Source organism: Pseudomonas sp. FG-3G (assembly GCF_901007645.1).
In the GTDB taxonomy this organism is placed as follows: domain Bacteria; phylum Pseudomonadota; class Gammaproteobacteria; order Pseudomonadales; family Pseudomonadaceae; genus Aquipseudomonas; species Aquipseudomonas rhizophila.
The window spans coordinates 16,603-41,214 of record NZ_CAAKGZ010000002.1 but is presented as its reverse complement, the minus strand read 5'-3'; the positions used below and the strand labels follow the sequence as shown (position 1 = coordinate 41,214).

The 24,612-nt window shown below is 56.5% G+C and carries 35 protein-coding genes; 1 reads left to right on the top strand and 34 read right to left on the bottom strand.

Annotated elements, in window-relative coordinates:
- Nucleotides 1-6: 6 nt before the first annotated feature.
- A complete protein-coding gene (locus PSEUDOMOFG3G_RS01290) occupies nucleotides 7-1,404 on the bottom strand; it encodes an MFS transporter (RefSeq protein ID WP_076383444.1) in 1,398 nt (465 codons plus the stop codon).
- A gap of 179 nt (nucleotides 1,405-1,583) precedes the next feature.
- Between PSEUDOMOFG3G_RS01290 and uvrA the strand changes: the two genes are divergently transcribed.
- Nucleotides 1,584-4,418 (top strand): excinuclease ABC subunit UvrA, encoded by a 2,835-nt coding sequence (uvrA, locus tag PSEUDOMOFG3G_RS01285; protein ID WP_092394852.1) that lies wholly within the window; start codon nucleotides 1,584-1,586, stop codon nucleotides 4,416-4,418.
- A gap of 122 nt (nucleotides 4,419-4,540) precedes the next feature.
- Here the strand turns inward: uvrA and bfr are convergent, their stop codons facing one another.
- The 33 genes from bfr to rpsG all read right to left on the bottom strand — a co-directional run bounded on the left by bfr (nucleotide 4,541) and on the right by rpsG (nucleotide 24,527).
- On the bottom strand, nucleotides 4,541-5,005 hold the full coding sequence (gene bfr / locus PSEUDOMOFG3G_RS01280; RefSeq protein ID WP_025215751.1) for a bacterioferritin: 465 nt from the start codon (nucleotides 5,003-5,005) through the stop codon (nucleotides 4,541-4,543).
- Between the two features lie 157 nt (nucleotides 5,006-5,162).
- Nucleotides 5,163-6,611 carry a catalase gene (locus tag PSEUDOMOFG3G_RS01275; RefSeq protein ID WP_092394855.1) on the bottom strand — a complete coding sequence of 483 codons (1,449 nt, stop codon included), beginning with the start codon at nucleotides 6,609-6,611 and terminating at the stop codon, nucleotides 5,163-5,165.
- 224 nt (nucleotides 6,612-6,835) lie between these two features.
- Complete coding sequence (gene rplQ, locus PSEUDOMOFG3G_RS01270; protein WP_003186009.1) at nucleotides 6,836-7,222, bottom strand: 50S ribosomal protein L17; 387 nt, start codon at nucleotides 7,220-7,222, stop codon at nucleotides 6,836-6,838.
- 42 nt (nucleotides 7,223-7,264) lie between these two features.
- Complete coding sequence (locus tag PSEUDOMOFG3G_RS01265; protein ID WP_003186012.1) at nucleotides 7,265-8,266, bottom strand: DNA-directed RNA polymerase subunit alpha; 1,002 nt, start codon at nucleotides 8,264-8,266, stop codon at nucleotides 7,265-7,267.
- Between the two features lie 22 nt (nucleotides 8,267-8,288).
- Nucleotides 8,289-8,909 (bottom strand): 30S ribosomal protein S4, encoded by a 621-nt coding sequence (rpsD, locus tag PSEUDOMOFG3G_RS01260; protein WP_003176404.1) that lies wholly within the window; start codon nucleotides 8,907-8,909, stop codon nucleotides 8,289-8,291.
- A gap of 18 nt (nucleotides 8,910-8,927) precedes the next feature.
- Nucleotides 8,928-9,317 (bottom strand): 30S ribosomal protein S11, encoded by a 390-nt coding sequence (gene rpsK / locus PSEUDOMOFG3G_RS01255; RefSeq protein WP_002555466.1) that lies wholly within the window; start codon nucleotides 9,315-9,317, stop codon nucleotides 8,928-8,930.
- A gap of 30 nt (nucleotides 9,318-9,347) precedes the next feature.
- Nucleotides 9,348-9,704, bottom strand: a complete 357-nt coding sequence (gene rpsM / locus PSEUDOMOFG3G_RS01250; RefSeq protein ID WP_047229770.1) for a 30S ribosomal protein S13 — start codon at nucleotides 9,702-9,704, stop codon at nucleotides 9,348-9,350.
- Between the two features lie 130 nt (nucleotides 9,705-9,834).
- Nucleotides 9,835-9,951, bottom strand: coding sequence for a 50S ribosomal protein L36 (rpmJ, locus tag PSEUDOMOFG3G_RS01245; RefSeq protein WP_002555468.1), 117 nt, complete (start codon nucleotides 9,949-9,951; stop codon nucleotides 9,835-9,837).
- Nucleotides 9,952-9,981: 30 nt separating this feature from the next.
- Nucleotides 9,982-11,310: a preprotein translocase subunit SecY gene (gene secY, locus PSEUDOMOFG3G_RS01240; RefSeq protein WP_047229771.1), complete on the bottom strand. Its 1,329-nt coding sequence runs from the start codon at nucleotides 11,308-11,310 to the stop codon at nucleotides 9,982-9,984.
- Nucleotides 11,311-11,748 (bottom strand): 50S ribosomal protein L15, encoded by a 438-nt coding sequence (rplO, locus tag PSEUDOMOFG3G_RS01235; protein WP_003186032.1) that lies wholly within the window; start codon nucleotides 11,746-11,748, stop codon nucleotides 11,311-11,313. It lies immediately after the preceding gene.
- 3 nt (nucleotides 11,749-11,751) lie between these two features.
- A complete protein-coding gene (gene rpmD / locus PSEUDOMOFG3G_RS01230; protein ID WP_003186033.1) occupies nucleotides 11,752-11,928 on the bottom strand; it encodes a 50S ribosomal protein L30 in 177 nt (58 codons plus the stop codon).
- Nucleotides 11,929-11,930: 2 nt separating this feature from the next.
- The gene (gene rpsE / locus PSEUDOMOFG3G_RS01225; protein WP_003186035.1) at nucleotides 11,931-12,431 is read right to left on the bottom strand and encodes a 30S ribosomal protein S5; all 501 of its coding nucleotides are present in this window, start codon (nucleotides 12,429-12,431) and stop codon (nucleotides 11,931-11,933) included.
- 3 nt (nucleotides 12,432-12,434) lie between these two features.
- Nucleotides 12,435-12,785, bottom strand: a complete 351-nt coding sequence (gene rplR / locus PSEUDOMOFG3G_RS01220; RefSeq protein WP_003186037.1) for a 50S ribosomal protein L18 — start codon at nucleotides 12,783-12,785, stop codon at nucleotides 12,435-12,437.
- A gap of 10 nt (nucleotides 12,786-12,795) precedes the next feature.
- Nucleotides 12,796-13,329 (bottom strand): 50S ribosomal protein L6, encoded by a 534-nt coding sequence (gene rplF, locus PSEUDOMOFG3G_RS01215; RefSeq protein ID WP_003186039.1) that lies wholly within the window; start codon nucleotides 13,327-13,329, stop codon nucleotides 12,796-12,798.
- A 12-nt stretch (nucleotides 13,330-13,341) separates the two neighbouring features.
- Nucleotides 13,342-13,734 carry a 30S ribosomal protein S8 gene (gene rpsH / locus PSEUDOMOFG3G_RS01210; protein WP_017848802.1) on the bottom strand — a complete coding sequence of 131 codons (393 nt, stop codon included), beginning with the start codon at nucleotides 13,732-13,734 and terminating at the stop codon, nucleotides 13,342-13,344.
- A 210-nt stretch (nucleotides 13,735-13,944) separates the two neighbouring features.
- Nucleotides 13,945-14,250, bottom strand: a complete 306-nt coding sequence (gene rpsN / locus PSEUDOMOFG3G_RS01205) for a 30S ribosomal protein S14 (protein ID WP_003186042.1) — start codon at nucleotides 14,248-14,250, stop codon at nucleotides 13,945-13,947.
- 13 nt (nucleotides 14,251-14,263) lie between these two features.
- The gene (gene rplE, locus PSEUDOMOFG3G_RS01200) at nucleotides 14,264-14,803 is read right to left on the bottom strand and encodes a 50S ribosomal protein L5 (RefSeq protein WP_003186044.1); all 540 of its coding nucleotides are present in this window, start codon (nucleotides 14,801-14,803) and stop codon (nucleotides 14,264-14,266) included.
- Between the two features lie 20 nt (nucleotides 14,804-14,823).
- Nucleotides 14,824-15,138 (bottom strand): 50S ribosomal protein L24, encoded by a 315-nt coding sequence (rplX, locus tag PSEUDOMOFG3G_RS01195; RefSeq protein ID WP_003186046.1) that lies wholly within the window; start codon nucleotides 15,136-15,138, stop codon nucleotides 14,824-14,826.
- A gap of 11 nt (nucleotides 15,139-15,149) precedes the next feature.
- On the bottom strand, nucleotides 15,150-15,518 hold the full coding sequence (rplN, locus tag PSEUDOMOFG3G_RS01190; protein ID WP_002555479.1) for a 50S ribosomal protein L14: 369 nt from the start codon (nucleotides 15,516-15,518) through the stop codon (nucleotides 15,150-15,152).
- A gap of 23 nt (nucleotides 15,519-15,541) precedes the next feature.
- Entirely contained in the window at nucleotides 15,542-15,808 is a 267-nt protein-coding gene (rpsQ, locus tag PSEUDOMOFG3G_RS01185) for a 30S ribosomal protein S17 (RefSeq protein ID WP_003194644.1), read from the bottom strand.
- 2 nt (nucleotides 15,809-15,810) lie between these two features.
- Nucleotides 15,811-16,002, bottom strand: coding sequence for a 50S ribosomal protein L29 (gene rpmC / locus PSEUDOMOFG3G_RS01180; RefSeq protein ID WP_002555481.1), 192 nt, complete (start codon nucleotides 16,000-16,002; stop codon nucleotides 15,811-15,813).
- Nucleotides 16,002-16,415, bottom strand: a complete 414-nt coding sequence (gene rplP / locus PSEUDOMOFG3G_RS01175) for a 50S ribosomal protein L16 (RefSeq protein WP_003186052.1) — start codon at nucleotides 16,413-16,415, stop codon at nucleotides 16,002-16,004. Before rplP ends, rpmC begins: the two co-directional genes overlap by 1 nt.
- A 12-nt stretch (nucleotides 16,416-16,427) precedes the next feature.
- Nucleotides 16,428-17,114: a 30S ribosomal protein S3 gene (rpsC, locus tag PSEUDOMOFG3G_RS01170; protein WP_003176422.1), complete on the bottom strand. Its 687-nt coding sequence runs from the start codon at nucleotides 17,112-17,114 to the stop codon at nucleotides 16,428-16,430.
- 13 nt (nucleotides 17,115-17,127) lie between these two features.
- Nucleotides 17,128-17,460 (bottom strand): 50S ribosomal protein L22, encoded by a 333-nt coding sequence (gene rplV / locus PSEUDOMOFG3G_RS01165; protein WP_003103908.1) that lies wholly within the window; start codon nucleotides 17,458-17,460, stop codon nucleotides 17,128-17,130.
- 11 nt (nucleotides 17,461-17,471) lie between these two features.
- Nucleotides 17,472-17,747, bottom strand: coding sequence for a 30S ribosomal protein S19 (gene rpsS / locus PSEUDOMOFG3G_RS01160; protein ID WP_002555486.1), 276 nt, complete (start codon nucleotides 17,745-17,747; stop codon nucleotides 17,472-17,474).
- 16 nt (nucleotides 17,748-17,763) lie between these two features.
- Complete coding sequence (gene rplB, locus PSEUDOMOFG3G_RS01155; protein WP_003186055.1) at nucleotides 17,764-18,588, bottom strand: 50S ribosomal protein L2; 825 nt, start codon at nucleotides 18,586-18,588, stop codon at nucleotides 17,764-17,766.
- Between the two features lie 14 nt (nucleotides 18,589-18,602).
- The gene (gene rplW, locus PSEUDOMOFG3G_RS01150; protein ID WP_002555488.1) at nucleotides 18,603-18,902 is read right to left on the bottom strand and encodes a 50S ribosomal protein L23; all 300 of its coding nucleotides are present in this window, start codon (nucleotides 18,900-18,902) and stop codon (nucleotides 18,603-18,605) included.
- Nucleotides 18,899-19,501: a 50S ribosomal protein L4 gene (gene rplD, locus PSEUDOMOFG3G_RS01145; protein WP_003186057.1), complete on the bottom strand. Its 603-nt coding sequence runs from the start codon at nucleotides 19,499-19,501 to the stop codon at nucleotides 18,899-18,901. The genes rplW and rplD overlap by 4 nt, the downstream gene beginning before the upstream one ends.
- Nucleotides 19,502-19,513: 12 nt before the next feature.
- Entirely contained in the window at nucleotides 19,514-20,149 is a 636-nt protein-coding gene (gene rplC, locus PSEUDOMOFG3G_RS01140; protein WP_003186059.1) for a 50S ribosomal protein L3, read from the bottom strand.
- A gap of 80 nt (nucleotides 20,150-20,229) precedes the next feature.
- Nucleotides 20,230-20,541: a 30S ribosomal protein S10 gene (rpsJ, locus tag PSEUDOMOFG3G_RS01135; RefSeq protein WP_003186070.1), complete on the bottom strand. Its 312-nt coding sequence runs from the start codon at nucleotides 20,539-20,541 to the stop codon at nucleotides 20,230-20,232.
- 155 nt (nucleotides 20,542-20,696) lie between these two features.
- The gene (tuf, locus tag PSEUDOMOFG3G_RS01130; RefSeq protein WP_139049048.1) at nucleotides 20,697-21,890 is read right to left on the bottom strand and encodes an elongation factor Tu; all 1,194 of its coding nucleotides are present in this window, start codon (nucleotides 21,888-21,890) and stop codon (nucleotides 20,697-20,699) included.
- Between the two features lie 30 nt (nucleotides 21,891-21,920).
- Complete coding sequence (fusA, locus tag PSEUDOMOFG3G_RS01125; protein WP_047230481.1) at nucleotides 21,921-24,026, bottom strand: elongation factor G; 2,106 nt, start codon at nucleotides 24,024-24,026, stop codon at nucleotides 21,921-21,923.
- Between the two features lie 30 nt (nucleotides 24,027-24,056).
- Nucleotides 24,057-24,527: a 30S ribosomal protein S7 gene (gene rpsG, locus PSEUDOMOFG3G_RS01120; RefSeq protein WP_003186074.1), complete on the bottom strand. Its 471-nt coding sequence runs from the start codon at nucleotides 24,525-24,527 to the stop codon at nucleotides 24,057-24,059.
- Nucleotides 24,528-24,612: the final 85 nt, after the last annotated feature.

Below are 24,612 nucleotides of genomic sequence, written 5' to 3'. Positions count from 1 at the left end.
GTTCTCCTAGGCTTCGCACGTGGTCGGGGCCGGGTTGTTCACCAGGCGCTCGAGCGTCGCGCGATCCAATAATTCGGTGTCCAGTTTGATATAAACGGCCGCTTCGTCGGCGACCACCACTGCATCGGTTACTCCAACGACGGCCTTAAGGCGCTCGGTCAGGCCTGCTTCGCGGATGGCTTCGGGCGACAACGGCAAGCGCAGGCTCGTCACATACGGAGGTTCGCGCATGGTAACAGCAAAGACCAGCCAAAGTGCAGCCAGCGCGGCGCATCCCAGGAACACAACCGACAAACCGCCATGCTGGAACAACCAGCCGCCGAGGATCCCGCCCAACGCCGAACCGAGGAACTGGCTGGTGGAGTAAACCCCCATCGCCGTGCCCTTGCCACCCGCCGGTGAAACCTTGCTGATCAGCGACGGCAGCGACGCCTCCAGCAGATTGAACGCGGTGAAGAACACCACTGTGCCGATCACCAGGGCCCGCAGGCTGTCGCCGAACTGCCAGAAGAATAGCTCAGTGAGCATCAGCGTCACGACGGCGCCGAGCAAAACTCGTTTCATTTTGCGTCGCTTCTCGCCGTAGATGATGAACGGAATCATGGCGAAAAACGAAATCAGCAGCGCAGTCAGGTAAACCCACCAGTGCTGCTCCTTGGGCAGGCCGGCCTTCTCCACCAGCGCCAGCGGCAAGGCAACGAAGCTGGACATCAACATGGCGTGGAGCACGAAGATGCCCAGGTCCAGACGCAGCAGGTCCGGGTGCTTGAGCGTCGGCATCAGCGCCTGGCGAGCCACCCCTGATTCGCGGTGCTGCAACGGCCCGGTGGAGCGCGGCACCATGAACGCCACGATCAGGATGCCCACCAGCGCCATGCCCCCCGTGACCAGAAACAACCCCGACAAGCCAAAGGCGCGGGTCAGCAACGGCCCGACGACCATGGCGACGGCGAACGACAGACCGATCGTCATGCCGATCATGGCCATGGCCTTGGTCCGATGCTGTTCGCGGGTCAGGTCCGACAGCAAAGCCATGACGGCTGCGGAAATCGCCCCGGCGCCTTGCAGGATGCGCCCGGCGATCACGCCCCAGATCGAATCGGCATTGGCCGCCAGCACACTGCCCAGGGCGAAGACAATCAAGCCCAGGTAGATGACGGGACGCCGGCCTATGCGGTCGGAAATGACCCCGAACGGGATCTGGAAAATCGCCTGGGTCAGGCCGTACGCGCCAATCGCCAACCCGATGAGGGCCGGGGTCGCGCCTGCCAGATCCATCCCATAGGTCGCCAGCACCGGCAACACCATGAACATGCCCAGCATACGGAAGGCGAACACAAGAGCCAGACCGCTTGCTGCGCGTGTCTCGCCGCTGCTCATGCGTTCGCTGTGGGGATCGTGCATGGAAAAACCTCGTGTGAACCGGCGGCGATTCTACCAGTCCCATCGATTGAGGGGGTATATCGCGACCGTTTGCCGCGCAGTCTTCATGTATGACTGCAAACTCACTTTCAATAGTGTGCATCCATCCAGTATTTGCCCGTATACTCCTACGTTTTCGACGCCCGCCGAGCGAGGCCACTTTGGACAAGATCCTGATTCGTGGGGCCCGTACCCACAACCTGAAGAACATCGACCTGACCCTGCCACGGGACAAGCTGATCGTCATCACCGGCCTGTCCGGATCCGGCAAATCATCCCTGGCCTTCGACACCCTGTACGCTGAAGGCCAGCGGCGCTATGTCGAATCGCTGTCGGCCTACGCCCGGCAGTTCCTGTCGATGATGGAAAAACCCGACGTCGACACCATCGAAGGCCTGTCGCCGGCGATTTCCATCGAACAGAAGTCGACTTCCCACAACCCTCGTTCAACCGTCGGCACCATCACCGAGATCTACGACTACCTGCGCCTGCTGTATGCGCGGGTCGGTATTCCCCGGTGTCCCGACCACGACATCCCGCTGGAAGCCCAGACCGTCAGCCAGATGGTCGACCTGGTGCTGGCTCAGCCCGAAGGCAGCAAGTTGATGCTGCTGGCGCCGGTCATCCGCGAGCGCAAGGGCGAGCACCTGATGGTCTTCGAAGAACTGCGCGCCCAAGGCTTCGTTCGGGCACGGGTCAACGGCAAGCTGTGCGAGCTGGACGAACTGCCGAAGCTGGATAAACAGAAAAAGCACTCGATCGATGTGGTGGTCGACCGCTTCAAGGTCCGGGCCGACCTGCAACAGCGTCTGGCCGAATCCTTCGAGACCGCGCTGAAACTGGCCGACGGCATCGCCCTGGTAGCGCCGATGGACGACGAGCCCGGCGAGGAAATCATCTTCTCGGCGCGCTTCGCCTGCCCGATCTGCGGCCACGCCATCAGCGAGCTGGAACCCAAGCTGTTCTCCTTCAACAACCCGGCCGGCGCGTGCCCGACCTGCGATGGCCTGGGGGTCAAGCAGTTCTTCGACACCAAGCGCCTGGTCAATGGCGAACTGACCCTGGCCGAGGGCGCGATTCGCGGCTGGGACCGGCGTAACGTCTACTACTTCCAGATGCTCGGGTCGCTGGCGGCCCACTACAAGTTCAGCCTGGACAAACCCTTCAATGAACTGCCCGCCGACCAGCAGAAATTCATCCTGCACGGCAGCGGCTCACAAAGTGTCGACTTCAAATACCTGAACGACCGTGGCGATATCGTCAAACGCTCCCACCCGTTCGAAGGCATCGTGCCGAACCTGGAGCGGCGTTATCGCGAGACCGAATCGGCCAGCGTGCGCGAAGAACTGGCCAAGTTCCTCAGCACCCAGCCCTGCCCCGATTGCCGCGGTACCCGCTTGCGTCGGGAGGCGCGACATGTGTGGGTCGGCGAGAAAACCCTGCCGGCGGTGACCAACCTGCCAATTGGGGACGCCACCGACTACTTCGGCGGCTTGAAGCTCACCGGCCGCCGGGGCGAAATTGCCGACAAGATCCTCAAGGAAATCCGCGAGCGCCTGCAATTTCTGGTGAACGTTGGCCTGGACTACCTGACCCTCGATCGCAGCGCAGATACCTTGTCCGGCGGCGAAGCCCAGCGTATTCGCCTGGCCAGCCAGATCGGTGCCGGCCTGGTGGGGGTGATGTACATCCTCGATGAACCGTCCATTGGCCTGCACCAGCGGGACAACGACCGACTGCTCGGGACGCTCAAGCACCTGCGAGACATCGGCAACACGGTGATCGTGGTCGAACACGACGAGGATGCGATCCGCCTGGCGGATTACGTCGTGGACATCGGTCCGGGTGCGGGCGTGCATGGCGGGCATATCGTTGCCCAAGGCACAGCCGCCGAAGTCATGGCGCATCCCGACTCCCTGACCGGCAAATACCTGTCGGGCCGGGTGAAGATCAAGGTGCCGGCCAAGCGTACGCCGCGCAACAAGAAGCTGTCGCTGAGCCTCAAGGGCGCCCGTGGCAACAACTTGCGCAACGTTGACCTGGACATCCCGATTGGGCTGCTGACTTGCGTGACCGGTGTGTCCGGCTCCGGCAAATCGACGCTGATCAACAACACCCTGTTCCCTCTCAGCGCTACCGCCCTGAACGGCGCCACGACCCTGGAAGCCGCCGCCCACGACAGCATCAAGGGCCTGGAGCATCTGGACAAGGTCGTCGACATCGACCAGAGCCCCATCGGCCGCACACCGCGCTCCAACCCGGCGACTTATACTGGGCTGTTCACGCCGATCCGCGAGCTGTTCGCCGGCGTGCCGGAGTCCCGTTCACGCGGCTATGGCCCGGGGCGTTTCTCGTTCAACGTCAAGGGCGGGCGCTGCGAAGCCTGCCAGGGCGACGGCCTGATCAAGGTCGAGATGCACTTCTTGCCGGACATCTATGTGCCGTGCGACGTGTGCAAGAGCAAGCGCTACAACCGCGAAACCCTGGAGATCAAGTACAAGGGCAAGAATATCCACGAAACCCTCGAGATGACCATCGAAGAGGCCAGGGTGTTCTTCGACGCGGTGCCGGCCCTGGCGCGCAAGCTCCAGACGCTGATGGATGTGGGGCTGTCGTACATCAAGCTTGGGCAATCGGCAACGACGTTGTCCGGCGGCGAGGCCCAGCGGGTCAAGCTGTCTCGCGAGCTGTCCAAGCGTGATACCGGCAAGACCCTGTACATCCTCGACGAGCCGACCACGGGCTTGCACTTCGCTGATATCCAGCAATTGCTCGACGTCCTGCATCGCCTTCGCGACCATGGCAACACCGTGGTGGTAATCGAGCACAACCTGGATGTGATCAAGACGGCGGACTGGCTGGTGGACCTGGGGCCGGAAGGTGGCTCCAAGGGTGGTCAGATCATCGCGGTGGGTACGCCCGAGGAAGTGGCCGAAATGAAGCAGTCGCACACTGGCTACTACCTCAAGCCGCTGCTGGAGCGTGACCGGGACTGATTTTTCCCCGGCCACGAAAAAGCCCCTGTCATCTCATCAATGACAGGGGCTTTTTGTTTGATCGTTCCTACGCTCCGGGTGGGAATGCAGCTTGGGACGCTCTGCGTTCCCTTTCCCTGCAATCAGAACTGCGACTGCAGGTAATTTTCCAGGCCTATCAACTTGATCAGGCCCAGCTGCTTCTCGAGCCAGTAGGTATGGTCTTCTTCGGTGTCGTTGAGCTGGATGCGCAGGATCTCGCGGGTCACGTAATCGTTGTGCTGTTCGCAGAGCTCAATGCCCTTGCACAGCGCGGCACGGACTTTGTATTCCAGGCGCAGGTCGGCCGCGAGCATGTCTGGCACCGTGGTGCCGATGTCCAGATCATCCGGGCGCATGCGTGGCGTACCTTCGAGCATCAGGATCCGGCGCATCAACGCATCAGCGTGCTGTGCCTCTTCTTCCATCTCATGATTGATACGTTCGTAGAGCTCGGTAAAACCCCAGTCCTCGTACATCCGCGAGTGGATGAAATATTGATCACGGGCTGCCAGTTCGCCTGTCAGCAGCGTGTTGAGGTAATCGATTACGTCTGGGTGACCTTGCATCGCCCTACATCTCCACAAGCTTTGAAGGCTCTAGTTTGAACCAAGCTGACCGCAAGGTCACTCGCCTATCGCGATAAAAGCGAAGAAAATCCGAGAAAAGCCGGTTAAATAACGCAAAAACCGCCCAATTGAGGGCGGTTCTGCTTCTCGTTTAGACTTAGTTAAGCTGTACGCCCAACGCTTTCGCGATGCCTTCACCGTAAGCGACATCCGCTTTGAAGAAGTGCTGCAACTGACGATCGACGACATCCGCCGATACACCGGCCATCGCACCCGCGATGTTGCTGATCAGCAGCGCTTTCTGCGCATCATTCATCAAGCGGAACAGCGCACCGGCGTGACTGTAGTAGTCGGTATCTTCGCGGTGATCGTAACGGTCTGCCGAACCACCGAGCGCCAGGGCCGGTTCAGCATAACGCGGAGCCTGCTTGGGGGCCTCGACGTAGCTGTTTGGCTCGTAGTTCGGTGCTGCACCGCCATTGCTGCCGAACGCCATGGCTCCGTCGCGCTGGTAAGTGTTGACCGGGCTGCGCGGGGCGTTGACTGGCAATTGCTGGTGATTGGTGCCCACACGGTAGCGGTGCGCATCAGCGTAGGCGAATACACGACCTTGCAGCATGCGGTCCGGCGAAAGGCCCACCCCTGGAACCATATTGCTCGGCCCGAACGTCGCCTGCTCAACTTCAGCGAAGTAGTTCAGCGGGTTACGGTTGAGTTCCAGCTCGCCGACCTCGATCAACGGAAACTCCTTCTGCGACCAGGTCTTGGTCACGTCGAACGGGTTCTCGTAATGGGCCGCCGCTTGGGCCTCGGTCATGATCTGGATGCAGACGCTCCACTTCGGGAAATCGCCACGCTCGATCGCATTGAACAGATCACGCTGAGCGTAATCCGGGTCGGTGCCCGCCAGGCGTGCAGCTTCAGCCGGCGTCAGGTTCTTGATCCCTTGCTTGGTCTTGTAGTGCCATTTCACCCAGTGACGCTCACCCTGGGCGCTGATCAGACTATAGGTGTGGCTGCCGAAGCCGTGCATGTGACGGTAGCCATCGGGAATGCCACGATCAGAGAACAGAATGGTGACCTGGTGCAAAGCCTCGGGCGAATGCGACCAGAAATCCCACATCATTTGGGCACTTTTCAGATTGCTTTGGGGCAGGCGCTTCTGCGTATGGATGAAATCGGGGAATTTCAGCGGATCGCGGATGAAGAACACAGGGGTGTTATTACCCACGATGTCCCAGTTCCCTTCCTCGGTGTAGAACTTCAGGGCGAAACCGCGTGGATCGCGCTCAGTATCGGCAGAGCCACGCTCGCCACCCACGGTGGAAAAACGCAGGAACGTCGGGGTCTGTTTGCCGACCGACTCAAACAGCTTGGCGCTGGTGTACTGGGTGATATCCCGGGTTACGGTAAATGTGCCGTAAGCGCCCGATCCCTTAGCGTGTACACGGCGCTCGGGAATGTTCTCGCGATTGAAGTGAGCGAGCTTCTCGATAAGGTGGAAGTCGTCGAGCAACAGCGGGCCACGCGGGCCAGCGGAGCGAGAGTTCTGGTTATCGGCGACAGGAGCGCCGCTGGCGGTCGTAAGCGTTTTGGTCTGGCTCATGCTCAATCTTCCTAGGTCGGTCTTCAAACTGCCGGCTAATCGGCTGGAAAGGAGTATTGATCATGTTAATGACAGTATCCAAATTCATTAAATCATGGACATCGATAGTCATTATCTAATGCTGTCGCATTGCCAAGCGCAAGCCAGCCAACAGAGGTGACTGCCACTTTTTGACCGGGCACAAAAAACCGGGCACAAGGCCCGGTTTTTTGTATGTTGCCGACTTACTCAGCGGATACAGCTTCACCGCTGGTAGCACGATCAACCAACTCGACGTACGCCATAGGCGCGTTGTCGCCAGCGCGGAAACCGCACTTGAGGATGCGCAGGTAGCCACCCTCACGGGTAGCGTAACGCTTGCCCAGGTCGTTGAAGAGCTTACCAACGATAGCTTTCGAACGAGTACGGTCGAAAGCCAGACGGCGGTTAGCCAAGCTATCTGTCTTGGCCAAAGTGATCAGCGGCTCAGCAACGCGGCGCAGTTCTTTGGCTTTCGGCAGTGTAGTTTTGATCAGCTCGTGCTCGAACAGCGACACCGCCATGTTTTGGAACATGGCCTTGCGGTGCGAGCTGGTGCGGCTCAGGTGACGACCACTTTTACGATGACGCATGGTTCATTCCTTACCAAACACAACGTTCGGTGATTACGACGATCAGGCAGTCGCCTTGTCGTCCTTCTTAAGACTTGCAGGCGGCCAGTTGTCGAGGCGCATGCCGAGGGACAGACCGCGGGAGGCCAGAACGTCCTTGATTTCAGTCAAGGATTTCTTGCCAAGGTTCGGAGTCTTCAACAGCTCTACTTCGGTGCGCTGAATCAGGTCGCCGATGTAGTAGATGTTTTCCGCCTTAAGGCAGTTAGCCGAACGTACAGTCAGTTCCAGATCGTCAACCGGGCGAAGCAGGATCGGATCGATCTCGTCTTCCTGCTCGACAACCACTGGCTCACTGTCACCCTTGAGGTCGACGAACGCAGCCAACTGCTGTTGCAGGATGGTTGCAGCGCGGCGAATGGCCTCTTCAGGATCCAGGGTACCGTTGGTTTCCAGATCAATAACCAGCTTGTCCAGGTTGGTACGCTGTTCGACACGGGCGTTTTCCACCACGTATGCGATACGGCGAACCGGGCTGAACGAAGAGTCGAGCTGCAAGCGACCGATGCTGCGGCTTTCGTCTTCATCGCTCTGACGCGAGTCTGCCGGTTCATAACCACGACCACGAGCTACGGTGAGCTTCATGTTCAGGGCGCCGTTAGACGCCAGGTTAGCGATTACGTGATCGGGGTTAACGATCTCGACATCATGATCCAGCTGAATATCGGCAGCGGTAACCACCCCCGAACCCTTCTTCGACAAGGTCAGCGTAACTTCGTCACGACCGTGCAGCTTGATAGCCAGACCTTTAAGGTTCAACAGGATTTCAATTACATCTTCCTGTACACCTTCGATGGCGCTGTACTCATGGAGCACACCGTCAATCTCGGCCTCGACTACTGCACAGCCGGGCATTGAGGACAACAGGATGCGGCGCAGCGCGTTGCCCAGGGTGTGGCCGAAACCACGCTCGAGAGGCTCGAGTGTGATCTTGGCGCGGGTTGGACTGACAACCTGCACATCAATATGGCGGGGTGTCAGGAACTCATTTACCGAAATCTGCATGGATGCACCTATTTTCTAGCCCTTACTTGGAGTAGAGCTCGACAATCAGGCTTTCGTTGATGTCGGCGGACAGATCACTGCGAGCAGGAACGTTCTTGAAAACGCCCGACTTCTTCTCAGTGTCTACTTCTACCCATTCTACGCGGCCACGTTGGGCACACAGATCGAGAGCTTGGACAATGCGAAGTTGGTTCTTTGCTTTCTCGCGAACAGCAACCACGTCACCAGCACGAACCTGGTAGGACGGAACGTTTACGGTCTGACCGTTAACGCTGATCGACTTGTGCGATACCAGCTGACGGGATTCGGCACGAGTAGAACCGAAACCCATACGGTATACAACGTTGTCCAGACGGCATTCGAGCAGTTGCAACAGGTTTTCGCCGGTTGCGCCCTTCTTGCCAGCTGCTTCTTTGTAGTAGCCGCTGAATTGACGCTCGAGAACGCCGTAGATACGACGGACCTTCTGCTTTTCACGCAGTTGGGTGCCGTAATCGGACTGGCGACCGCGGCGTTGGCCGTGGATACCAGGTGCTGCTTCAATGTTGCACTTCGATTCGATCGCGCGCACGCCGCTCTTCAGAAAGAGATCGGTGCCTTCGCGACGAGCGAGTTTGCATTTTGGACCAATGTAACGAGCCATTCTTTACAATCTCCTGGATTACACGCGGCGCTTCTTCGGCGGACGGCACCCGTTGTGCGGGATTGGCGTCACGTCGGTGATGCTGGCGATCTTGTAGCCACAGCCGTTCAAAGCGCGGACTGCGGATTCACGACCCGGACCTGGACCCTTGACGTTAACGTCGAGGTTTTTCAGACCGTATTCCAGCGCAGCTTGACCAGCACGCTCAGCAGCTACTTGAGCAGCGAACGGGGTGGACTTGCGGGAACCGCGGAAACCCGAACCACCGGAGGTTGCCCAGGAAAGAGCGTTACCTTGACGGTCGGTAATGGTCACGATGGTGTTGTTAAAAGAAGCATGGATGTGGGCGATGCCATCAACCACTGTCTTTTTAACTTTTTTACGAGGACGAGCAGCAGGTTTTGCCATGATTAAATTCCTGTCGATTCGCTGGGGCGATTACTTGCGGATCGGCTTACGCGGACCTTTACGGGTACGCGCGTTGGTCTTGGTACGCTGACCGCGTACTGGAAGACCACGACGATGACGCAGACCGCGATAGCAACCGAGGTCCATCAAGCGCTTGATTTTCATGTTGATTTCGCGACGCAGGTCACCTTCAGTGGTGAACTTCGCCACTTCGCCACGCAGCTGTTCAATCTGCTCGTCGCTCAGATCTTTGATCTTTGCCGCTGGGTTTACCCCAGACACTGCACAAATTTTCTGTGCAGTAGTGCGACCAACACCATAGATGTAGGTCAGCGAGATAACAGTATGCTTGTTATCTGGAATGTTAACGCCTGCAATACGGGCCATTCAGTGGGACTCCAATTGACAGCTACCTACGCCCCGGAAGCCAAGAAATAGGGCGCGAGATAATATCGCTGTAATAACAAATAATCAACCCGGCAGCGCACTAGCTGCCGGGCTTAAAGCACAATCACACTCAGCCTTGGCGCTGTTTGTGACGCGGTTCCGCGCTGCAAATTACCCGAACAACGCCTTCGCGGCGAATAATCTTGCAGTTACGGCACAGCTTTTTCACCGATGCACGAACTTTCATCACCAACTCCTCGAACCTTATGGACGCTACTCAGCGCAACATGCCGCTGCCGTAGCCCTTCAGGTTGGCTTTCTTCATCAGGGATTCGTACTGGTGCGAAACGAGGTGCGATTGTACTTGGGACATGAAGTCCATCACAACCACGACCACGATCAGCAACGAGGTCCCGCCAAGGTAGAACGGAACGTTTGCCGCAACCACCAGGAACTGGGGAAGCAAGCAGACGGCCGTCATATAGAGAGCACCGAACAAGGTCAAACGAGTCAAAACGCCATCAATGTAGCGCGCCGACTGCTCGCCTGGACGGATACCCGGAATAAAGGCACCGGACTTCTTCAGGTTTTCCGCTACGTCTTTCGGATTGAACATCAACGCCGTATAGAAGAAGCAGAAGAAAATAATCCCTGCACTAAACAGCAGAATATTCAACGGCTGACCAGGAGCGATCGACTGCGAGATGTCCTGCAGCCAGCCCATACCTTCAGACTGACCAAACCAGGCACCCAGCGAAGCCGGGAACAGCAAAATGCTGCTCGCAAAAATAGCCGGGATAACACCGGCCATATTCACCTTCAGCGGCAAGTGGCTAGTCTGCGCAGCAAAGACCTTGCGGCCCTGCTGACGCTTGGCGTAGTGAACAGCAATACGACGCTGACCACGCTCAATGAACACCACGAAACCGATAATCGCTACTGCCAGCAAACCGATCGCAACCAGGGCAAAAATGTTGATGTCACCCTGACGCGCAGACTCGAAAGACTGCCCGATCGCTCTCGGAAGACCGGCGACGATACCTGCGAAAATCAACATCGAGATACCGTTGCCAACACCGCGCTCAGTAATCTGCTCACCCAGCCACATCATGAACATCGCACCCGCCACAAACGTGGTTACCGCGACGAAATGGAAGCCAAAGTCACCAGTGAACGCTACGCCTTGCCCTGCCAGACCGATGGACATGCCAACAGCCTGGACAAGAGCAAGGACGACGGTGAGGTAGCGGGTGTACTGGCTGATCTTGCGACGGCCAGCTTCACCTTCCTTCTTCAACTGTTCCAGCTGTGGGCTGACGGCGGTCATCAGTTGCATGATGATCGATGCCGAGATGTACGGCATGATCCCCAGAGCAAAGATACTCATCCGTTCCAGCGCACCGCCGGAAAACATGTTGAACAAGCTAAGAATGGTCCCCTCATTCTGTCGAAACAGGTCCGCGAGTCGGTCCGGGTTGATACCTGGAACCGGGATGTGTGCGCCTATTCGGTAGACGATAATCGCCAGGAACAGAAAACGCAGACGAGCCCAGAGTTCAGACATACCGCCTTTGCCGAGCGCAGAGAGAGCACCTTGCTTAGCCATTTATTCCTCGAACTTGCCGCCAGCTGCTTCGATAGCCGCACGCGCACCTTTGGTGGCGCCGATTCCCTTTCCGATGGTGACAGCGCGAGCAACTTCGCCCGACAGCATGATTTTCACACGCTGTACGTTCTGGTTGATCACGTTGGCATCCTTCAGGGACTGCACGGTGACGATGTCGCCATCCACTTTAGCCAGCTCGGACAGACGCACTTCTGCGCGATCCATGGCCTTCAGGGAAACGAAACCGAACTTCGGCAGGCGACGATGCAGCGGCTGTTGACCGCCTTCAAAGCCTGGAGCAATGGTGCCACCGGAGCGGGAGGTTTGACCTTTGTGGCCACGGCCACCGGTCTTGCCCAAACCACTACCGATACCACGGCCCGGACGATGCTTTTCGCGACGGGAACCCGGCGCTGGACTCAGATCATTGAGTTTCATCGATTAACCCTCTACACGCAGCATGTAGTAGGCCTTGTTGATCATCCCGCGATTCTCGGGAGTATCCAGGACCTCTACAGTGTGACCGATGCGACGCAGACCCAAACCCTTAACGCACAGTTTGTGGTTAGGGATGCGGCCGGTCATGCTTTTGATCAGCGTAACTTTTACGGTAGCCATGATCAGAAGATCTCCTTGACGCTTTTGCCACGCTTGGCGGCAATGGATTCAGGAGACTGCATTGCTTTCAAACCCTTGAAAGTGGCGTGAACCACGTTTACTGGGTTAGTCGAGCCGTAGCACTTGGCCAGAACGTTCTGAACGCCAGCAACCTCGAGGACAGCACGCATAGCGCCGCCAGCGATGATACCGGTACCTTCAGAAGCAGGCTGCATGTACACCTTCGAAGCGCCATGGGCGGACTTCATTGCGTACTGCAGAGTGGTGCCGTTCAGATCAACCTGGATCATGTTGCGGCGAGCAGCTTCCATTGCCTTCTGGATCGCAGCAGGCACTTCACGCGACTTGCCACGGCCGAAGCCAACACGCCCTTTACCATCACCAACCACGGTCAACGCGGTGAAAGTGAAGATACGGCCGCCTTTAACGGTTTTGGCTACGCGGTTAACTTGAACCAGCTTCTCGATGTAGCCTTCGTCGCGCTTTTGGTCGTTATTTGACATAACTTAGAACTCCAGCCCAGCTTCACGAGCAGCATCAGCCAGCGCCTTGACGCGGCCGTGGTACTTGAAGCCAGAGCGGTCGAAAGCCACCTGCGAGACGCCAGCGGCTTTAGCACGCGTAGCGACCAGCTGGCCAACCTTAGTGGCCGCGTCGATGTTGCCAGTGGCGCCATCACGCAGTTCTTTATCCAAAGTCGAGGCACTCGCCAGGACTTTGTTGCCGTCGGCCGAAATGACCTGGGCGTAGATGTGCTGCGACGAGCGGAACACGCAGAGACGCACGACTTCGAGTTCGTGCATTTTCAGGCGTGCTTTGCGAGCGCGACGCAGTCGAGTAACTTTTTTGTCGGTCATTTGCTATGCCCTACTTCTTCTTGGCTTCTTTACGACGGACGACTTCGTCCGCGTAGCGCACACCTTTGCCTTTGTACGGCTCTGGTGGACGGAAGTCGCGGATCTCGGCGGCCACTTGACCTACCAGCTGCTTGTCGATGCCCTTGATCAGGATATCGGTCTGGCTAGGAGTCTCAGCGGTGATGCCTTCCGGCAGTTCATAATCCACTGGGTGCGAGAAGCCAAGAGCCAGGTTCAGCACTGTGCCTTTTGCTTGCGCCTTGTAACCAACACCGACCAGCTGGAGCTTGCGCTCGAAGCCTTGGCTTACGCCTTGGACCATGTTGTTTACCAACGCACGAGTGGTACCAGCCATTGCGCGAGTCTGTTGATCGCCATTGCGAGCAGCGAAACGCAGCTCACCAGCTTCTTCAACAATCTCAACGGACGAATGGATGTTCAGTTGCAGAGTGCCCTTGGCACCCTTCACCGAAAGCTGTTGGCCTGCGAATTTGACTTCGACACCGGCTGGCAGCTTAACGGGGTTCTTAGCGACGCGTGACATGCTTATCCCCCCTTAGAACACAGTGCAAAGAACTTCGCCGCCGACACCGGCAGCGCGCGCAGCACGATCCGTCATCACACCCTTGTTGGTGGAGACGATAGACACACCGAGACCGCCACGAACTTTTGGCAGATCCTCGACGGACTTGTACTGACGCAGGCCTGGACGGCTAACGCGCTTCACTTCCTCGATGACCGGACGGCCTTCGAAGTACTTCAGCTCGATGGACAGCAGTGGCTTGATTTCGCTGCTGATCTGATAACCCGCAATGTAACCTTCGTCCTTCAGGACTTTGGCAACAGCTACCTTCAAAGTAGAAGATGGCATGCTTACGACGGACTTTTCAGCCATCTGGGCATTACGGATACGAGTTAGCATGTCCGCTAACGGGTCCTGCATACTCATGGGCTAGACGCTCCTAATACACAAAAAATTAGCCTTTCGGCTACTACGTGTCGCCGAGTACATCCGCGCGATAAAAGCACGGGCTCAGGCGAGCCGGGTATTCTAGACACACCCCACAAATGAATCAAGCCCCAAAAGGGGCTTGATTCAAGTTCAAGGTCACCGGCGGTCAGGATCTTGCGACCCCGAACACCGAGACATTGACAGTGCTTACCAGCTGGCTTTAACCAGACCTGGAACGTCACCACGCATTGCAGCTTGACGCAGCATGTTACGGCCGAGGCCGAACTTGCGGTACACGCCGTGCGGACGACCAGTCAGGCGGCAGCGGTTACGCATGCGCGAAGCGCTTGCGTCACGTGGCTGCTTCTGCAGTGCTACGGTAGCTTCCCAGCGCGCTTCTGGACTTGCGTTCAGATCAACGATGATAGCTTTCAGCGCTGCACGCTTGGTGGCGTACTTGGCAACGGTGAGCTGACGCTTCAGCTCACGGTTTTTCATGCTCTTCTTGGCCATTTTCCTACTCCAATCAGTTGCGGAACGGGAATTTGAAAGCGCGCAGCAGTGCGCGACCTTCGTCATCCGTCCGAGCAGTGGTGGTCAGGGTAATGTCCAGACCGCGGAGAGCGTCGATCTTGTCGTAATCGATTTCCGGGAAAATGATCTGCTCTTTAACGCCCATGCTGTAGTTACCACGACCATCGAAGGACTTGGCATTCAGGCCGCGGAAGTCGCGAACCCGAGGCAGGGAGATCGACAGCAGACGATCCAGGAACTCGTACATACGCTCACGGCGCAGGGTCACTTTGACGCCGATCGGCCAACCTTCACGGACTTTAAAGCCAGCGATGGATTTCCGAGCGTAAGTCACAACGACTTTCTGACCGGTGATCTTTTCCAGGTCAGCAACAGCGTGCTCGATGACTTTTTTGTCGCCGATCGCTTCGCCCAGACCCATGTTCAGGGTGATTTTGGTAACGCGCGGAACTTCCATCACGTTCGAAAGCTTAAGTTCTTCCTTAAGCTTCGGTGCGATTTCCTTCCGGTAAATCTCTTTTAGTCGTGCCATGGTCTTCTACCTAGCAGTGTTCAAGCATCAACCGCTTTTTGGGTCGACTTGAAGACACGAATTTTCTTACCGTCTTCTACTTTGAAACCAACGCGGTCAGCCTTGTTGGTTTCGCCGTTGAAAATGGCGACGTTGGAAGCGTGCAGTGGCGCTTCTTTCTCGACGATACCGCCCTGTACGCCCGACATCGGGTTAGGCTTGGTATGGCGCTTGACCAGGTTCAGGCCACCAACAACCAGACGGTTGTCAGCGAGAACCTTCAGCACCTTACCGCGCTTACCCTTGTCCTTGCCGGCGATCACGATGATCTCGTCGTCACGACGAATCTTTTGCATGTCGGATCTCCTTACAGCACTTCTGGGGCGAGCGAGACGATCTTCATGAACTTCTCAGTACGAAGCTCACGGGTCACTGGCCCAAAGATACGGGTGCCGATTGGCTCTTGCTTGTTGTTCAACAGAACAGCAGCGTTGCCATCAAAGCGGATGATGGAGCCGTCAGCGCGACGAACACCGTGGCGAGTGCGGACTACAACAGCAGTCATCACTTGGCCTTTTTTCACCTTACCGCGAGGAATTGCTTCCTTGACGGTAACTTTGATGATGTCACCAATACCAGCGTAACGACGATGGGAGCCACCCAGCACCTTGATGCACATAACACGGCGAGCGCCGCTGTTATCGGCCACATCGAGCATGGATTGAGTCTGAATCATATAATTTCTCCGACCCCTAGCCCTTAGACTTCCACAGCGCGTTCGAGAACATCAACCAGCGCCCAAGACTTGGTCTTGGCCATCGGACGAGTTTCACGAATAGTGACTTTGTCGCCGATGTGGCACTGATTGGTTTCGTCGTGCGCGTGCAGCTTAGTCGAACGCTTAACGTATTTACCGTAGATCGGGTGCTTAACGCGACGCTCGATCAGAACGGTGATGGTTTTGTCCATCTTGTCGCTGACAACACGGCCAGTCAGCGTACGGACAGTTTTTTCGGCTTCAGCCATGATTACTTACCTGCCTGCTGGTTGAGCACAGTTTTCACGCGAGCGATGTCACGCTTAACTTGCGAGAGCAGATGAGACTGCCCCAACTGGCCAGTTGCTTTCTGCATACGCAGATTGAACTGGTCGCGCAGCAGGCCGAGCAGTTGCTCGTTCAGCTGCTGTGCTGATTTTTCACGAAGTTCATTCGCTTTCATCACATCACCGTCCGTTTAACAAAGGAGGTGGCGAGCGGCAGCTTTGCAGCAGCCAGGGCGAAAGCCTCACGCGCCAGCTCTTCAGAAACACCCTCGATTTCATACAGGACTTTGCCTGGCTGAATCTGGGCAACCCAGTACTCCACGTTACCCTTACCTTTACCCATCCGAACTTCGAGTGGCTTCTTGGTGACAGGCTTGTCCGGGAATACACGGATCCAGATCTTGCCGCCACGTTTTACGTGACGGGTCAGAGCACGACGCGCTGACTCGATCTGACGAGCGGTGAGACGACCACGAGCAACAGACTTCAGCGCGAACTCGCCGAAGCTGACTTTGCTACCGCGCAATGCCAGGCCACGGTTGTGACCGGTCATCTGCTTGCGGAACTTCGTACGCTTTGGTTGCAACATTTGGCGTACCCCTTACTTAGCAGCTTTTTTACGAGGCGCTGGTGCTTGTGGCTTCAGCTCTTCTTGGCGACCACCAATTACTTCGCCTTTGAAGATCCAAACCTTTACACCGATCACACCGTAGGTGGTGTGAGCTTCGTAGTTGGCATAGTCGATGTCGGCACGCAGGGTGTGCAGTGGCACACGACCTTCGCGATACCATTCAGTACGTGCGATTTCAGCACCGCCGAGACGACCGCTCACTTGGATTTTGATGCCTTTGGCACCAATGCGCATTGCGTTCTGTACAGCGCGCTTCATAGCGCGACGGAACATTACACGACGCTCCAGCTGCTGAGCTACGCTCTGCGCAACCAGCATACCGTCGAGCTCCGGCTTGCGGATCTCTTCGATATTGATGTGCACAGGCACACCCATTTGCTTGGTCAGGTCCTGACGCAGCTTCTCAACATCTTCACCTTTCTTCCCGATAACGATACCTGGACGAGCAGTGTGGATGGTGATGCGTGCAGTCTGCGCCGGACGATGGATATCGATACGGCTTACGGACGCGCTTTTTAGTTTGTCTTGGAGATACTCACGCACCTTCAGATCAGCGAACAAGTAGTCCGCATAAGTCCGACCGTCTGCGTACCAGACGGAGGTGTGCTCCTTGACGATTCCCAGGCGAATGCCAATGGGATGTACTTTCTGACCCATCTCTTCGACTCCGTTACTTGTCAGCAACCTTGACAGTGATATGGCAAGACCGCTTGACGATGCGATCAGCACGGCCTTTGGCACGTGGCATGATGCGCTTCAGCGAACGCCCTTCGTTGACGAAAACGGTGCTGACCTTCAGGTCATCAACATCTGCGCCTTCGTTATGCTCGGCGTTGGCTACGGCCGACTCCAGCACTTTCTTCATGATCTCGGCGGCTTTCTTACTGCTGAAAGCCAACAGGTTGAGCGCTTCGCCCACCTTCTTCCCGCGGATCTGGTCGGCGACCAAGCGGGCTTTCTGGGCGGAGATTCGAGCGCCCGACAACTTAGCGGCTACTTCCATTTCCTTACCCCTTAACGCTTGGCTTTCTTGTCAGCCACGTGCCCACGGTATGTGCGGGTACCGGCAAACTCGCCCAGTTTGTGGCCGACCATGTCTTCGTTAACGAGAACTGGGACGTGTTGGCGACCGTTGTGTACTGCGATGGTCAGACCGACCATTTGTGGCAGGATCATCGAACGACGCGACCAGGTCTTAACTGGTTTGCGATCGTTCTTTTCCGCCGCCACTTCGATCTTCTTCAGTAGGTGAAGATCAATAAAAGGACCTTTTTTCAGAGAACGTGGCACTGTCGTATCCCTCTATTTACTTGCGACGACGGACGATCATTTTGTCGGTACGCTTATTACCACGAGTCTTCGCGCCCTTAGTCGGGAAGCCCCATGGCGATACCGGATGACGACCACCAGAGGTACGACCTTCACCACCACCATGTGGGTGGTCAACCGGGTTCATGGCAACACCACGAACGGTTGGGCGAACGCCACGCCAGCGCTTGGCACCAGCTTTACCCAACGAACGCAGGCTGTGCTCGGAGTTCGAGACTTCGCCCAGGGTCGCACGGCACTCAGCCAGTACTTTACGCATCTCACCAGAACGCAGACGCAGGGTCACGTAGACACCTTCACGAGCGATCAGCTGAGCCGAAGCACCAGCGGAACGAGCGATCTGTGCGCCTTTACCTGGTTTCAATTCGATGCCGTGTACGGTGCTACCAACTGGAATGTTACGCAGTTGCAGAGCGTTGCCCGGCTTGATCGGTGCCAAAGCACCTGCGATCAGCTGGTCGCCAGCACTCACGCCTTTAGGGGCGATGATGTAGCGACGCTCGCCATCTGCGTACAGCAGCAGAGCGATGTGAGCAGTACGGTTTGGATCGTATTCGATACGCTCGACGGTGGCAGCGATGCCATCCTTGTCGTTGCGACGGAAGTCGACCAGACGATAATGCTGCTTATGACCACCACCGATGTGACGAGTGGTAATACGGCCATTGTTGTTACGACCACCAGACTTCGATTTTTTCTCGAGCAGCGGTGCGTGAGGAGCGCCTTTATGCAGCTCCTGGTTGACCACCTTGACCACAAAACGGCGGCCAGGGGAAGTCGGTTTGCATTTAACGATTGCCATGATGCACCCCTTCCTTACTCAGCACTGCTGCTGAAATCGAGATCTTGGCCTGGCTGAAGGGAGATAACTGCCTTCTTCCAGTCATTACGCTTGCCCAGACCGCGAGCAGTGCGCTTGCTCTTACCCAGAACGTTCAGGGTAGTAACGCGCTCTACTTTCACGCTGAACAGGCTTTCGACGGCCTTCTTGATTTCCAGCTTGGTTGCGTCGGTAGCAACCTTGAAAACGAACTGGCCTTTCTTGTCTGCCAGAACCGTAGCCTTCTCGGAAACGTGCGGGCCAAGCAGAACTTTAAATACGCGTTCCTGGTTCATCCCAGCAGCTCCTCGAATTTCTTCACGGCCGACACGGTGATCAACACCTTGTCGTATGCGATCAGACTGACCGGATCGGAACCTTGCACGTCACGAACATCAACGTGTGGCAGGTTGCGAGCAGCCAGGTACAGGTTCTGATCAACAGCGTCAGACACGATCAGGACGTCAGTCAGGCCCATGCCGTTCAGCTTGTTCAGCAGATCTTTGGTTTTCGGTGCTTCAACAGCGAAGTCCTGAACCACGACCAGACGATCAGTACGCACCAGCTCAGCAAGGATGGAACGCATTGCTGCGCGATACATCTTCTTGTTCAGCTTCTGGGAGTGATCCTGAGGACGAGCTGCAAAAGTGGTACCGCCGCCACGCCAGATTGGGCTACGGATAGTACCGGCACGAGCACGGCCAGTACCTTTCTGACGCCATGGGCGCTTACCGCCACCAGAAACGTCGGAACGGGTCTTTTGCTGCTTGCTACCTTGACGGCCGCCAGCCATGTAGGCCACGACTGCTTGGTGAACCAGCGTCTCGTTGAATTCGCCGCCAAATGTCAGTTCGGAAACTTCGATCGCTTGAGCGTCATTTACATTTAATTGCATGTCAGCTTCCCCTTAACCGCGAGCCTTGGCTGCTGGACGTACAACCAAGTTGCCGCCAGTAGCGCCAGGAACAGCGCCCTTGACCAACAACAGATTGCGTTCAGCGTCCACGCGCACTACTTCGAGGGACTGCACGGTCACGCGCTCAGCGCCCATATGACCGGACATTTTTTTGCCCTTGAATACACGACCAGGAGTCTGGCACTGGCCGATAGAGCCTGGAACGCGGTGGGATACGGAGTTACCGTGGGTGTTATCTTGCCCGCGGAAGTTCCAACGCTTGATCGTACCCTGGAAGCCTTTACCCTTGGACTGACCGGTTACATCAACCAGTTGACCAGCAGCGAAGATTTCAGCGTTGATCAGATCGCCGGCCTGGTACTCGCCTTCTTCAAGGCGGAATTCCATTACGGTACGACCAGCGGCAACGTTCGCCTTGGCGAAGTGGCCAGCTTGAGCAGCTGTTACACGCGAAGCACGACGCTCGCCGACAGTGACTTGCACTGCACGATAGCCATCGGTCTCTTCAGTTTTGAACTGGGTGACGCGATTCGGCTCGATCTCAATGACCGTGACCGGAATGGAGACACCTTCTTCGGTGAAAATACGGGTCATACCGCATTTACGACCGACTACACCAATAGTCATGTTGTAAACCTCATGAGTGTACGGGGCTTTCACCCGCTATGGCCGCCCATTTCAGAGCGTTACACGACCAAGACCGAGTCTTAGCCGAGGCTGATCTGTACTTCCACACCGGCCGCAAGATCAAGCTTCATAAGTGCATCAACGGTTTTATCCGTTGGCTGGACGATGTCCAGAACGCGCTTATGAGTACGGATCTCGTACTGGTCACGCGCGTCTTTGTTGACGTGCGGGGAGACCAGAACGGTGAACCGCTCTTTACGGGTAGGCAGTGGAATTGGACCACGCACTTGAGCACCAGTACGTTTCGCGGTTTCCACGATTTCCTGGGTGGATTGGTCGATCAGGCGATGGTCAAAAGCCTTCAACCTGATACGGATTTGCTGATTTTGCATTGGATTTCAGACTCCGGCTGCTATTCCCACCGAGCGCAATACGCCCGTTAAAAGGAGGCGCAATTCTATAGACGCCCCTGATAGGTGTCAACCCAATAAAAAAGCCCCCGCTAGGCGGGGGCTCTTCAACTCATCGAGCTGAGCCTACAAGAGACTTACTCGATGACTTTGGCTACGACGCCAGCGCCGACGGTACGACCGCCTTCACGGATAGCGAAACGCAGACCGTCTTCCATCGCGATGGTCTTGATCAGAGTGACAGTCATCTGGATGTTGTCACCTGGCATTACCATTTCAACGCCTTCTGGCAGCTCGCAGTTACCGGTCACGTCAGTTGTACGGAAGTAGAACTGTGGACGGTAGCCTTTGAAGAACGGAGTATGACGGCCGCCTTCTTCCTTGCTCAGAACGTAAACTTCTGCAGTGAACTTGGTGTGCGGCTTGACGGTGCCTGGCTTGACCAGAACCTGGCCACGCTCAACGTCGTCACGCTTGGTGCCGCGCAGCAGTACGCCGCAGTTCTCGCCAGCACGACCTTCGTCGAGCAGCTTGCGGAACATTTCAACGCCGGTGCAGGTAGTTTTCTGAGTGTCGCGCAGACCGACGATCTCAACTTCCTCCTGGATGCGGACGATGCCACGCTCAACACGACCAGTCACAACAGTACCGCGACCGGAGATCGAGAATACGTCTTCGATTGGCATCAGGAACGGCTTGTCGATAGCACGCTCTGGCTCTGGGATGTAGCTGTCCAGAGTTTCTACCAGACGCTTGACAGCGGTGGTACCCATTTCGTTGTCGTCTTGGCCGTTCAGAGCCATCAGAGCCGAACCGATGATGATTGGAGTGTCATCACCCGGGAAGTCGTAAGTGCTCAGCAGATCGCGCACTTCCATCTCAACCAGTTCCAGCAGCTCAGCGTCGTCAACCATGTCAGCCTTGTTCAGGAAGACAACGATGTACGGAACGCCTACCTGACGGGACAGCAGGATGTGCTCACGGGTTTGTGGCATCGGACCATCAGCGGCCGAGCAAACCAGGATCGCGCCGTCCATCTGGGCAGCACCAGTGATCATGTTTTTTACGTAGTCGGCGTGACCTGGGCAGTCAACGTGTGCGTAGTGACGCACGGCCGAATCGTATTCAACGTGAGCGGTGTTGATGGTGATACCGCGAGCTTTCTCTTCCGGGGCGCTGTCGATCTTGTCGAAGTCAACCTTGGCCGAACCGAAAACCTCGGAGCAGACACGGGTCAGAGCAGCGGTCAGCGTGGTTTTACCGTGGTCGACGTGACCGATGGTGCCAACGTTGACGTGCGGTTTGTTCCGTTCAAATTTTTCTTTAGCCACGACAATTAACTCCTAGCTTAAAGGGCTGAATCAGCCTTGCTTTTTGGTAACAGTTTCGACGATATGCGACGGAGCTGTATTGTATTTTTTGAATTCCATAGAGTAGCTCGCGCGACCCTGAGACATGGAACGAACGTCGGTTGCGTAACCGAACATTTCACCCAACGGAACCTCGGCACGAATGACCTTGCCGGAAACCGTATCTTCCATACCCAGAATCATGCCACGACGACGGTTAAGGTCGCCCATGACATCACCCATGTAGTCTTCAGGCGTAACAACCTCTACCGCCATGATCGGCTCGAGCAACTCACCACCGCCCTTCTGGGCCAGTTGCTTGGTCGCCATGGAAGCAGCCACCTTGAACGCCATCTCGTTGGAGTCGACGTCGTGGTAAGAACCATCGAACACAGTCGCCTTCAGGCCGATCAGCGGATAGCCGGCAACAACGCCGTTCTTCATCTGCTCTTCGATACCCTTCTGGATCGCCGGGATGTATTCCTTAGGAACCACACCACCTACGACTTCGTTCACGAATTGCAGACCTTCCTGACCTTCGTCAGCCGGCGCAAAACGAATCCAGCAGTGACCGAACTGGCCACGACCACCGGACTGGCGAACGAACTTGCCTTCGATTTCACAGTTCTTCGTGATGCGCTCACGATAGGAAACCTGAGGCTTGCCGATGTTGGCTTCGACGTTGAACTCACGGCGCATCCGGTCAACCAGGATGTCCAGGTGCAACTCGCCCATGCCAGAGATGATCGTTTGACCGGTCTCTTCATCAGTCTTGACGCGGAAAGATGGATCTTCCTGAGCAAGCTTGCCCAGAGCGATACCCATTTTTTCCTGGTCATCCTTGGTTTTTGGCTCAACGGCAACCGAAATAACCGGCTCCGGGAAGTCCATGCGAACCAGGATGATCGGCTTGTCAGCGTTGCACAAGGTTTCACCGGTGGTGACGTCCTTCATGCCGATCAAGGCCGCGATGTCGCCAGCGCGCACTTCCTTGATCTCTTCGCGGGCGTTTGCGTGCATTTGCACCATACGACCCACACGCTCTTTCTTGCCTTTAACAGAGTTGATCACGCCGTCGCCGGAGTTCAACACGCCCGAGTAAACCCGAACGAAGGTCAAGGTGCCCACGAATGGGTCGGTAGCGATCTTGAACGCCAGGGCCGCGAAAGGCTCGTCGTCGCTTGCATGACGCTCCATTTCCTCTTCCTCGTTATCAGGGTTGGAACCCTTGATAGCAGGAATGTCGGTTGGAGCAGGCAGGAAGTCGATCACAGCATCGAGAACCAGGGGAACACCCTTGTTCTTGAAGGAAGAACCGCAAACAGCCAGAACGATCTCACCAGCGATGGTACGCTGACGCAGAGCGGCCTTGATTTCCTCGTTGGTGAGTTCTTCACCCTCAAGGTACTTGTTCATCAGCTCTTCGTTGGCTTCGGCCGCAGCCTCAACCATGTTGCCGCGCCACTTCTCGGCTTCTTCCAGCAACTCTGCCGGGATGTCCTTGCGAACAGGAACCATACCCTTGTCAGAATCGTTCCAGTAGACAGCTTGCATGTTGATCAGATCGATCTGACCCTGGAAGTTGTCTTCGGAACCGATAGCCAGCTGGATCGGCACCGGAGTGTGACCCAGACGCTGCTTGATCTGACCGATCACGCGCAGGAAGTTGGCACCAGCACGGTCCATCTTGTTTACGTAAACAAGACGTGGAACACCGTATTTGTTGGCCTGACGCCATACGGTTTCCGACTGAGGCTCAACACCCGAGGTACCGCAGAACACAACCACAGCGCCGTCGAGTACACGCAGGGAACGCTCAACTTCAATGGTGAAGTCCACGTGACCCGGGGTATCGATAACGTTGAAGCGATGCTCATGCGGATACTGCTTCTCGGAACCCTTCCAGAAGGCGGTAATGGCAGCAGAAGTAATGGTAATACCACGCTCCTGCTCCTGCACCATCCAGTCGGTGGTCGCGGCGCCATCATGCACCTCGCCCATCTTGTGACTTTTGCCAGTGTAAAAAAGGACGCGCTCAGTGGTGGTGGTTTTACCAGCATCCACGTGGGCAACGATACCGATGTTACGGTAGCGATTAATCGGTGTAGTACGAGCCATAAAGCCCTCGCAAATTGAGTGACGCTAGAATTAGAAGCGGTAGTGCGAGAAAGCCTTGTTGGCTTCAGCCATACGGTGCACGTCTTCACGCTTCTTAACTGCAGCACCTTTACCTTCAGCAGCGTCCAACAGTTCGCCAGCCAAACGCAGAGCCATGGACTTCTCACCGCGCTTGCGGGCGAAGTCTACCAACCAGCGCATTGCCAGGGCGTTACGACGGGACGGACGAACTTCGACCGGAACCTGGTAAGTAGCACCGCCTACACGGCGCGACTTCACTTCGACCAGCGGAGCGATGGCGTCGAGAGCTTTCTCGAAGATTTCCAGGGGATCGCTGTTCTTGCGTTCCTTAACTTTGTCCAGTGCGCCATAAACAATACGCTCGGCAACGGCTTTCTTGCCGCTTTCCATTACGTGGTTCATGAACTTGGCGAGAATCTGGCTTCCGTATTTCGGATCGTCCAGAATCTCACGTTTGGCTGCTACGCGACGTCTTGGCATTGATAAGCCCTCAAACGGTCTTCAGGTTAGCCCGGGACAGCTAATGCGTGCCCGACCTTACTCTTATCGACTCAATAAAATGAAA

What these genes read in the sequence shown, in the direction of transcription:
- rpmJ (WP_002555468.1), bottom strand. Translation starts at nt 9,951, where the DNA reads ATGAAAGTTCGTGCATCGGTGAAAAAGCTGTGCCGTAACTGCAAGATT.
- rpsE (WP_003186035.1), bottom strand. Translation starts at nt 12,431, where the DNA reads ATGTCAAATAACGACCAAAAGCGCGACGAAGGCTACATCGAGAAGCTG.
- rplQ (WP_003186009.1), bottom strand. Translation starts at nt 7,222, where the DNA reads ATGCGTCATCGTAAAAGTGGTCGTCACCTGAGCCGCACCAGCTCGCAC.
- rplR (WP_003186037.1), bottom strand. Translation starts at nt 12,785, where the DNA reads ATGACCGACAAAAAAGTTACTCGACTGCGTCGCGCTCGCAAAGCACGC.
- rplX (WP_003186046.1), bottom strand. Translation starts at nt 15,138, where the DNA reads ATGCAAAAGATTCGTCGTGACGACGAGATCATCGTGATCGCCGGCAAG.
- rpsD (WP_003176404.1), bottom strand. Translation starts at nt 8,909, where the DNA reads ATGGCTCGTTACATTGGTCCAAAATGCAAACTCGCTCGTCGCGAAGGC.
- rpmD (WP_003186033.1), bottom strand. Translation starts at nt 11,928, where the DNA reads ATGGCTACCGTAAAAGTTACGCTGATCAAAAGCATGACCGGCCGCATC.
- PSEUDOMOFG3G_RS01290 (WP_076383444.1), bottom strand. Translation starts at nt 1,404, where the DNA reads ATGCACGATCCCCACAGCGAACGCATGAGCAGCGGCGAGACACGCGCA.
- secY (WP_047229771.1), bottom strand. Translation starts at nt 11,310, where the DNA reads ATGGCTAAGCAAGGTGCTCTCTCTGCGCTCGGCAAAGGCGGTATGTCT.
- rplO (WP_003186032.1), bottom strand. Translation starts at nt 11,748, where the DNA reads ATGAAACTCAATGATCTGAGTCCAGCGCCGGGTTCCCGTCGCGAAAAG.
- rpsJ (WP_003186070.1), bottom strand. Translation starts at nt 20,541, where the DNA reads ATGCAAAATCAGCAAATCCGTATCAGGTTGAAGGCTTTTGACCATCGC.
- rplB (WP_003186055.1), bottom strand. Translation starts at nt 18,588, where the DNA reads ATGGCAATCGTTAAATGCAAACCGACTTCCCCTGGCCGCCGTTTTGTG.
- rplV (WP_003103908.1), bottom strand. Translation starts at nt 17,460, where the DNA reads ATGGAAGTAGCCGCTAAGTTGTCGGGCGCTCGAATCTCCGCCCAGAAA.
- rplD (WP_003186057.1), bottom strand. Translation starts at nt 19,501, where the DNA reads ATGCAATTAAATGTAAATGACGCTCAAGCGATCGAAGTTTCCGAACTG.
- rpsM (WP_047229770.1), bottom strand. Translation starts at nt 9,704, where the DNA reads ATGGCCCGTATTGCAGGCGTTAACATTCCAGATAACAAGCATACTGTT.
- rpmC (WP_002555481.1), bottom strand. Translation starts at nt 16,002, where the DNA reads ATGAAAGCGAATGAACTTCGTGAAAAATCAGCACAGCAGCTGAACGAG.
- PSEUDOMOFG3G_RS01265 (WP_003186012.1), bottom strand. Translation starts at nt 8,266, where the DNA reads ATGCAGATTTCGGTAAATGAGTTCCTGACACCCCGCCATATTGATGTG.
- rpsG (WP_003186074.1), bottom strand. Translation starts at nt 24,527, where the DNA reads ATGCCAAGACGTCGCGTAGCAGCCAAACGTGAGATTCTGGACGATCCG.
- rpsH (WP_017848802.1), bottom strand. Translation starts at nt 13,734, where the DNA reads ATGAGTATGCAGGACCCGTTAGCGGACATGCTAACTCGTATCCGTAAT.
- rplC (WP_003186059.1), bottom strand. Translation starts at nt 20,149, where the DNA reads ATGACTATTGGTGTAGTCGGTCGTAAATGCGGTATGACCCGTATTTTC.
- rplW (WP_002555488.1), bottom strand. Translation starts at nt 18,902, where the DNA reads ATGAACCAGGAACGCGTATTTAAAGTTCTGCTTGGCCCGCACGTTTCC.
- rpsN (WP_003186042.1), bottom strand. Translation starts at nt 14,250, where the DNA reads ATGGCCAAGAAGAGCATGAAAAACCGTGAGCTGAAGCGTCAGCTCACC.
- rplF (WP_003186039.1), bottom strand. Translation starts at nt 13,329, where the DNA reads ATGTCACGCGTCGCTAAGAACCCCGTTAAGCTGCCAGCCGGTGTCGAA.
- rpsK (WP_002555466.1), bottom strand. Translation starts at nt 9,317, where the DNA reads ATGGCAAAACCTGCTGCTCGTCCTCGTAAAAAAGTTAAAAAGACAGTG.
- rpsQ (WP_003194644.1), bottom strand. Translation starts at nt 15,808, where the DNA reads ATGGCTGAAGCCGAAAAAACTGTCCGTACGCTGACTGGCCGTGTTGTC.
- rplN (WP_002555479.1), bottom strand. Translation starts at nt 15,518, where the DNA reads ATGATTCAGACTCAATCCATGCTCGATGTGGCCGATAACAGCGGCGCT.
- PSEUDOMOFG3G_RS01275 (WP_092394855.1), bottom strand. Translation starts at nt 6,611, where the DNA reads ATGAGCCAGACCAAAACGCTTACGACCGCCAGCGGCGCTCCTGTCGCC.
- bfr (WP_025215751.1), bottom strand. Translation starts at nt 5,005, where the DNA reads ATGCAAGGTCACCCAGACGTAATCGATTACCTCAACACGCTGCTGACA.
- rplP (WP_003186052.1), bottom strand. Translation starts at nt 16,415, where the DNA reads ATGTTGCAACCAAAGCGTACGAAGTTCCGCAAGCAGATGACCGGTCAC.
- rpsC (WP_003176422.1), bottom strand. Translation starts at nt 17,114, where the DNA reads ATGGGTCAGAAAGTACATCCCATTGGCATTCGCCTGGGAATCGTCAAG.
- rplE (WP_003186044.1), bottom strand. Translation starts at nt 14,803, where the DNA reads ATGGCACGACTAAAAGAGATTTACCGGAAGGAAATCGCACCGAAGCTT.
- fusA (WP_047230481.1), bottom strand. Translation starts at nt 24,026, where the DNA reads ATGGCTCGTACTACACCGATTAATCGCTACCGTAACATCGGTATCGTT.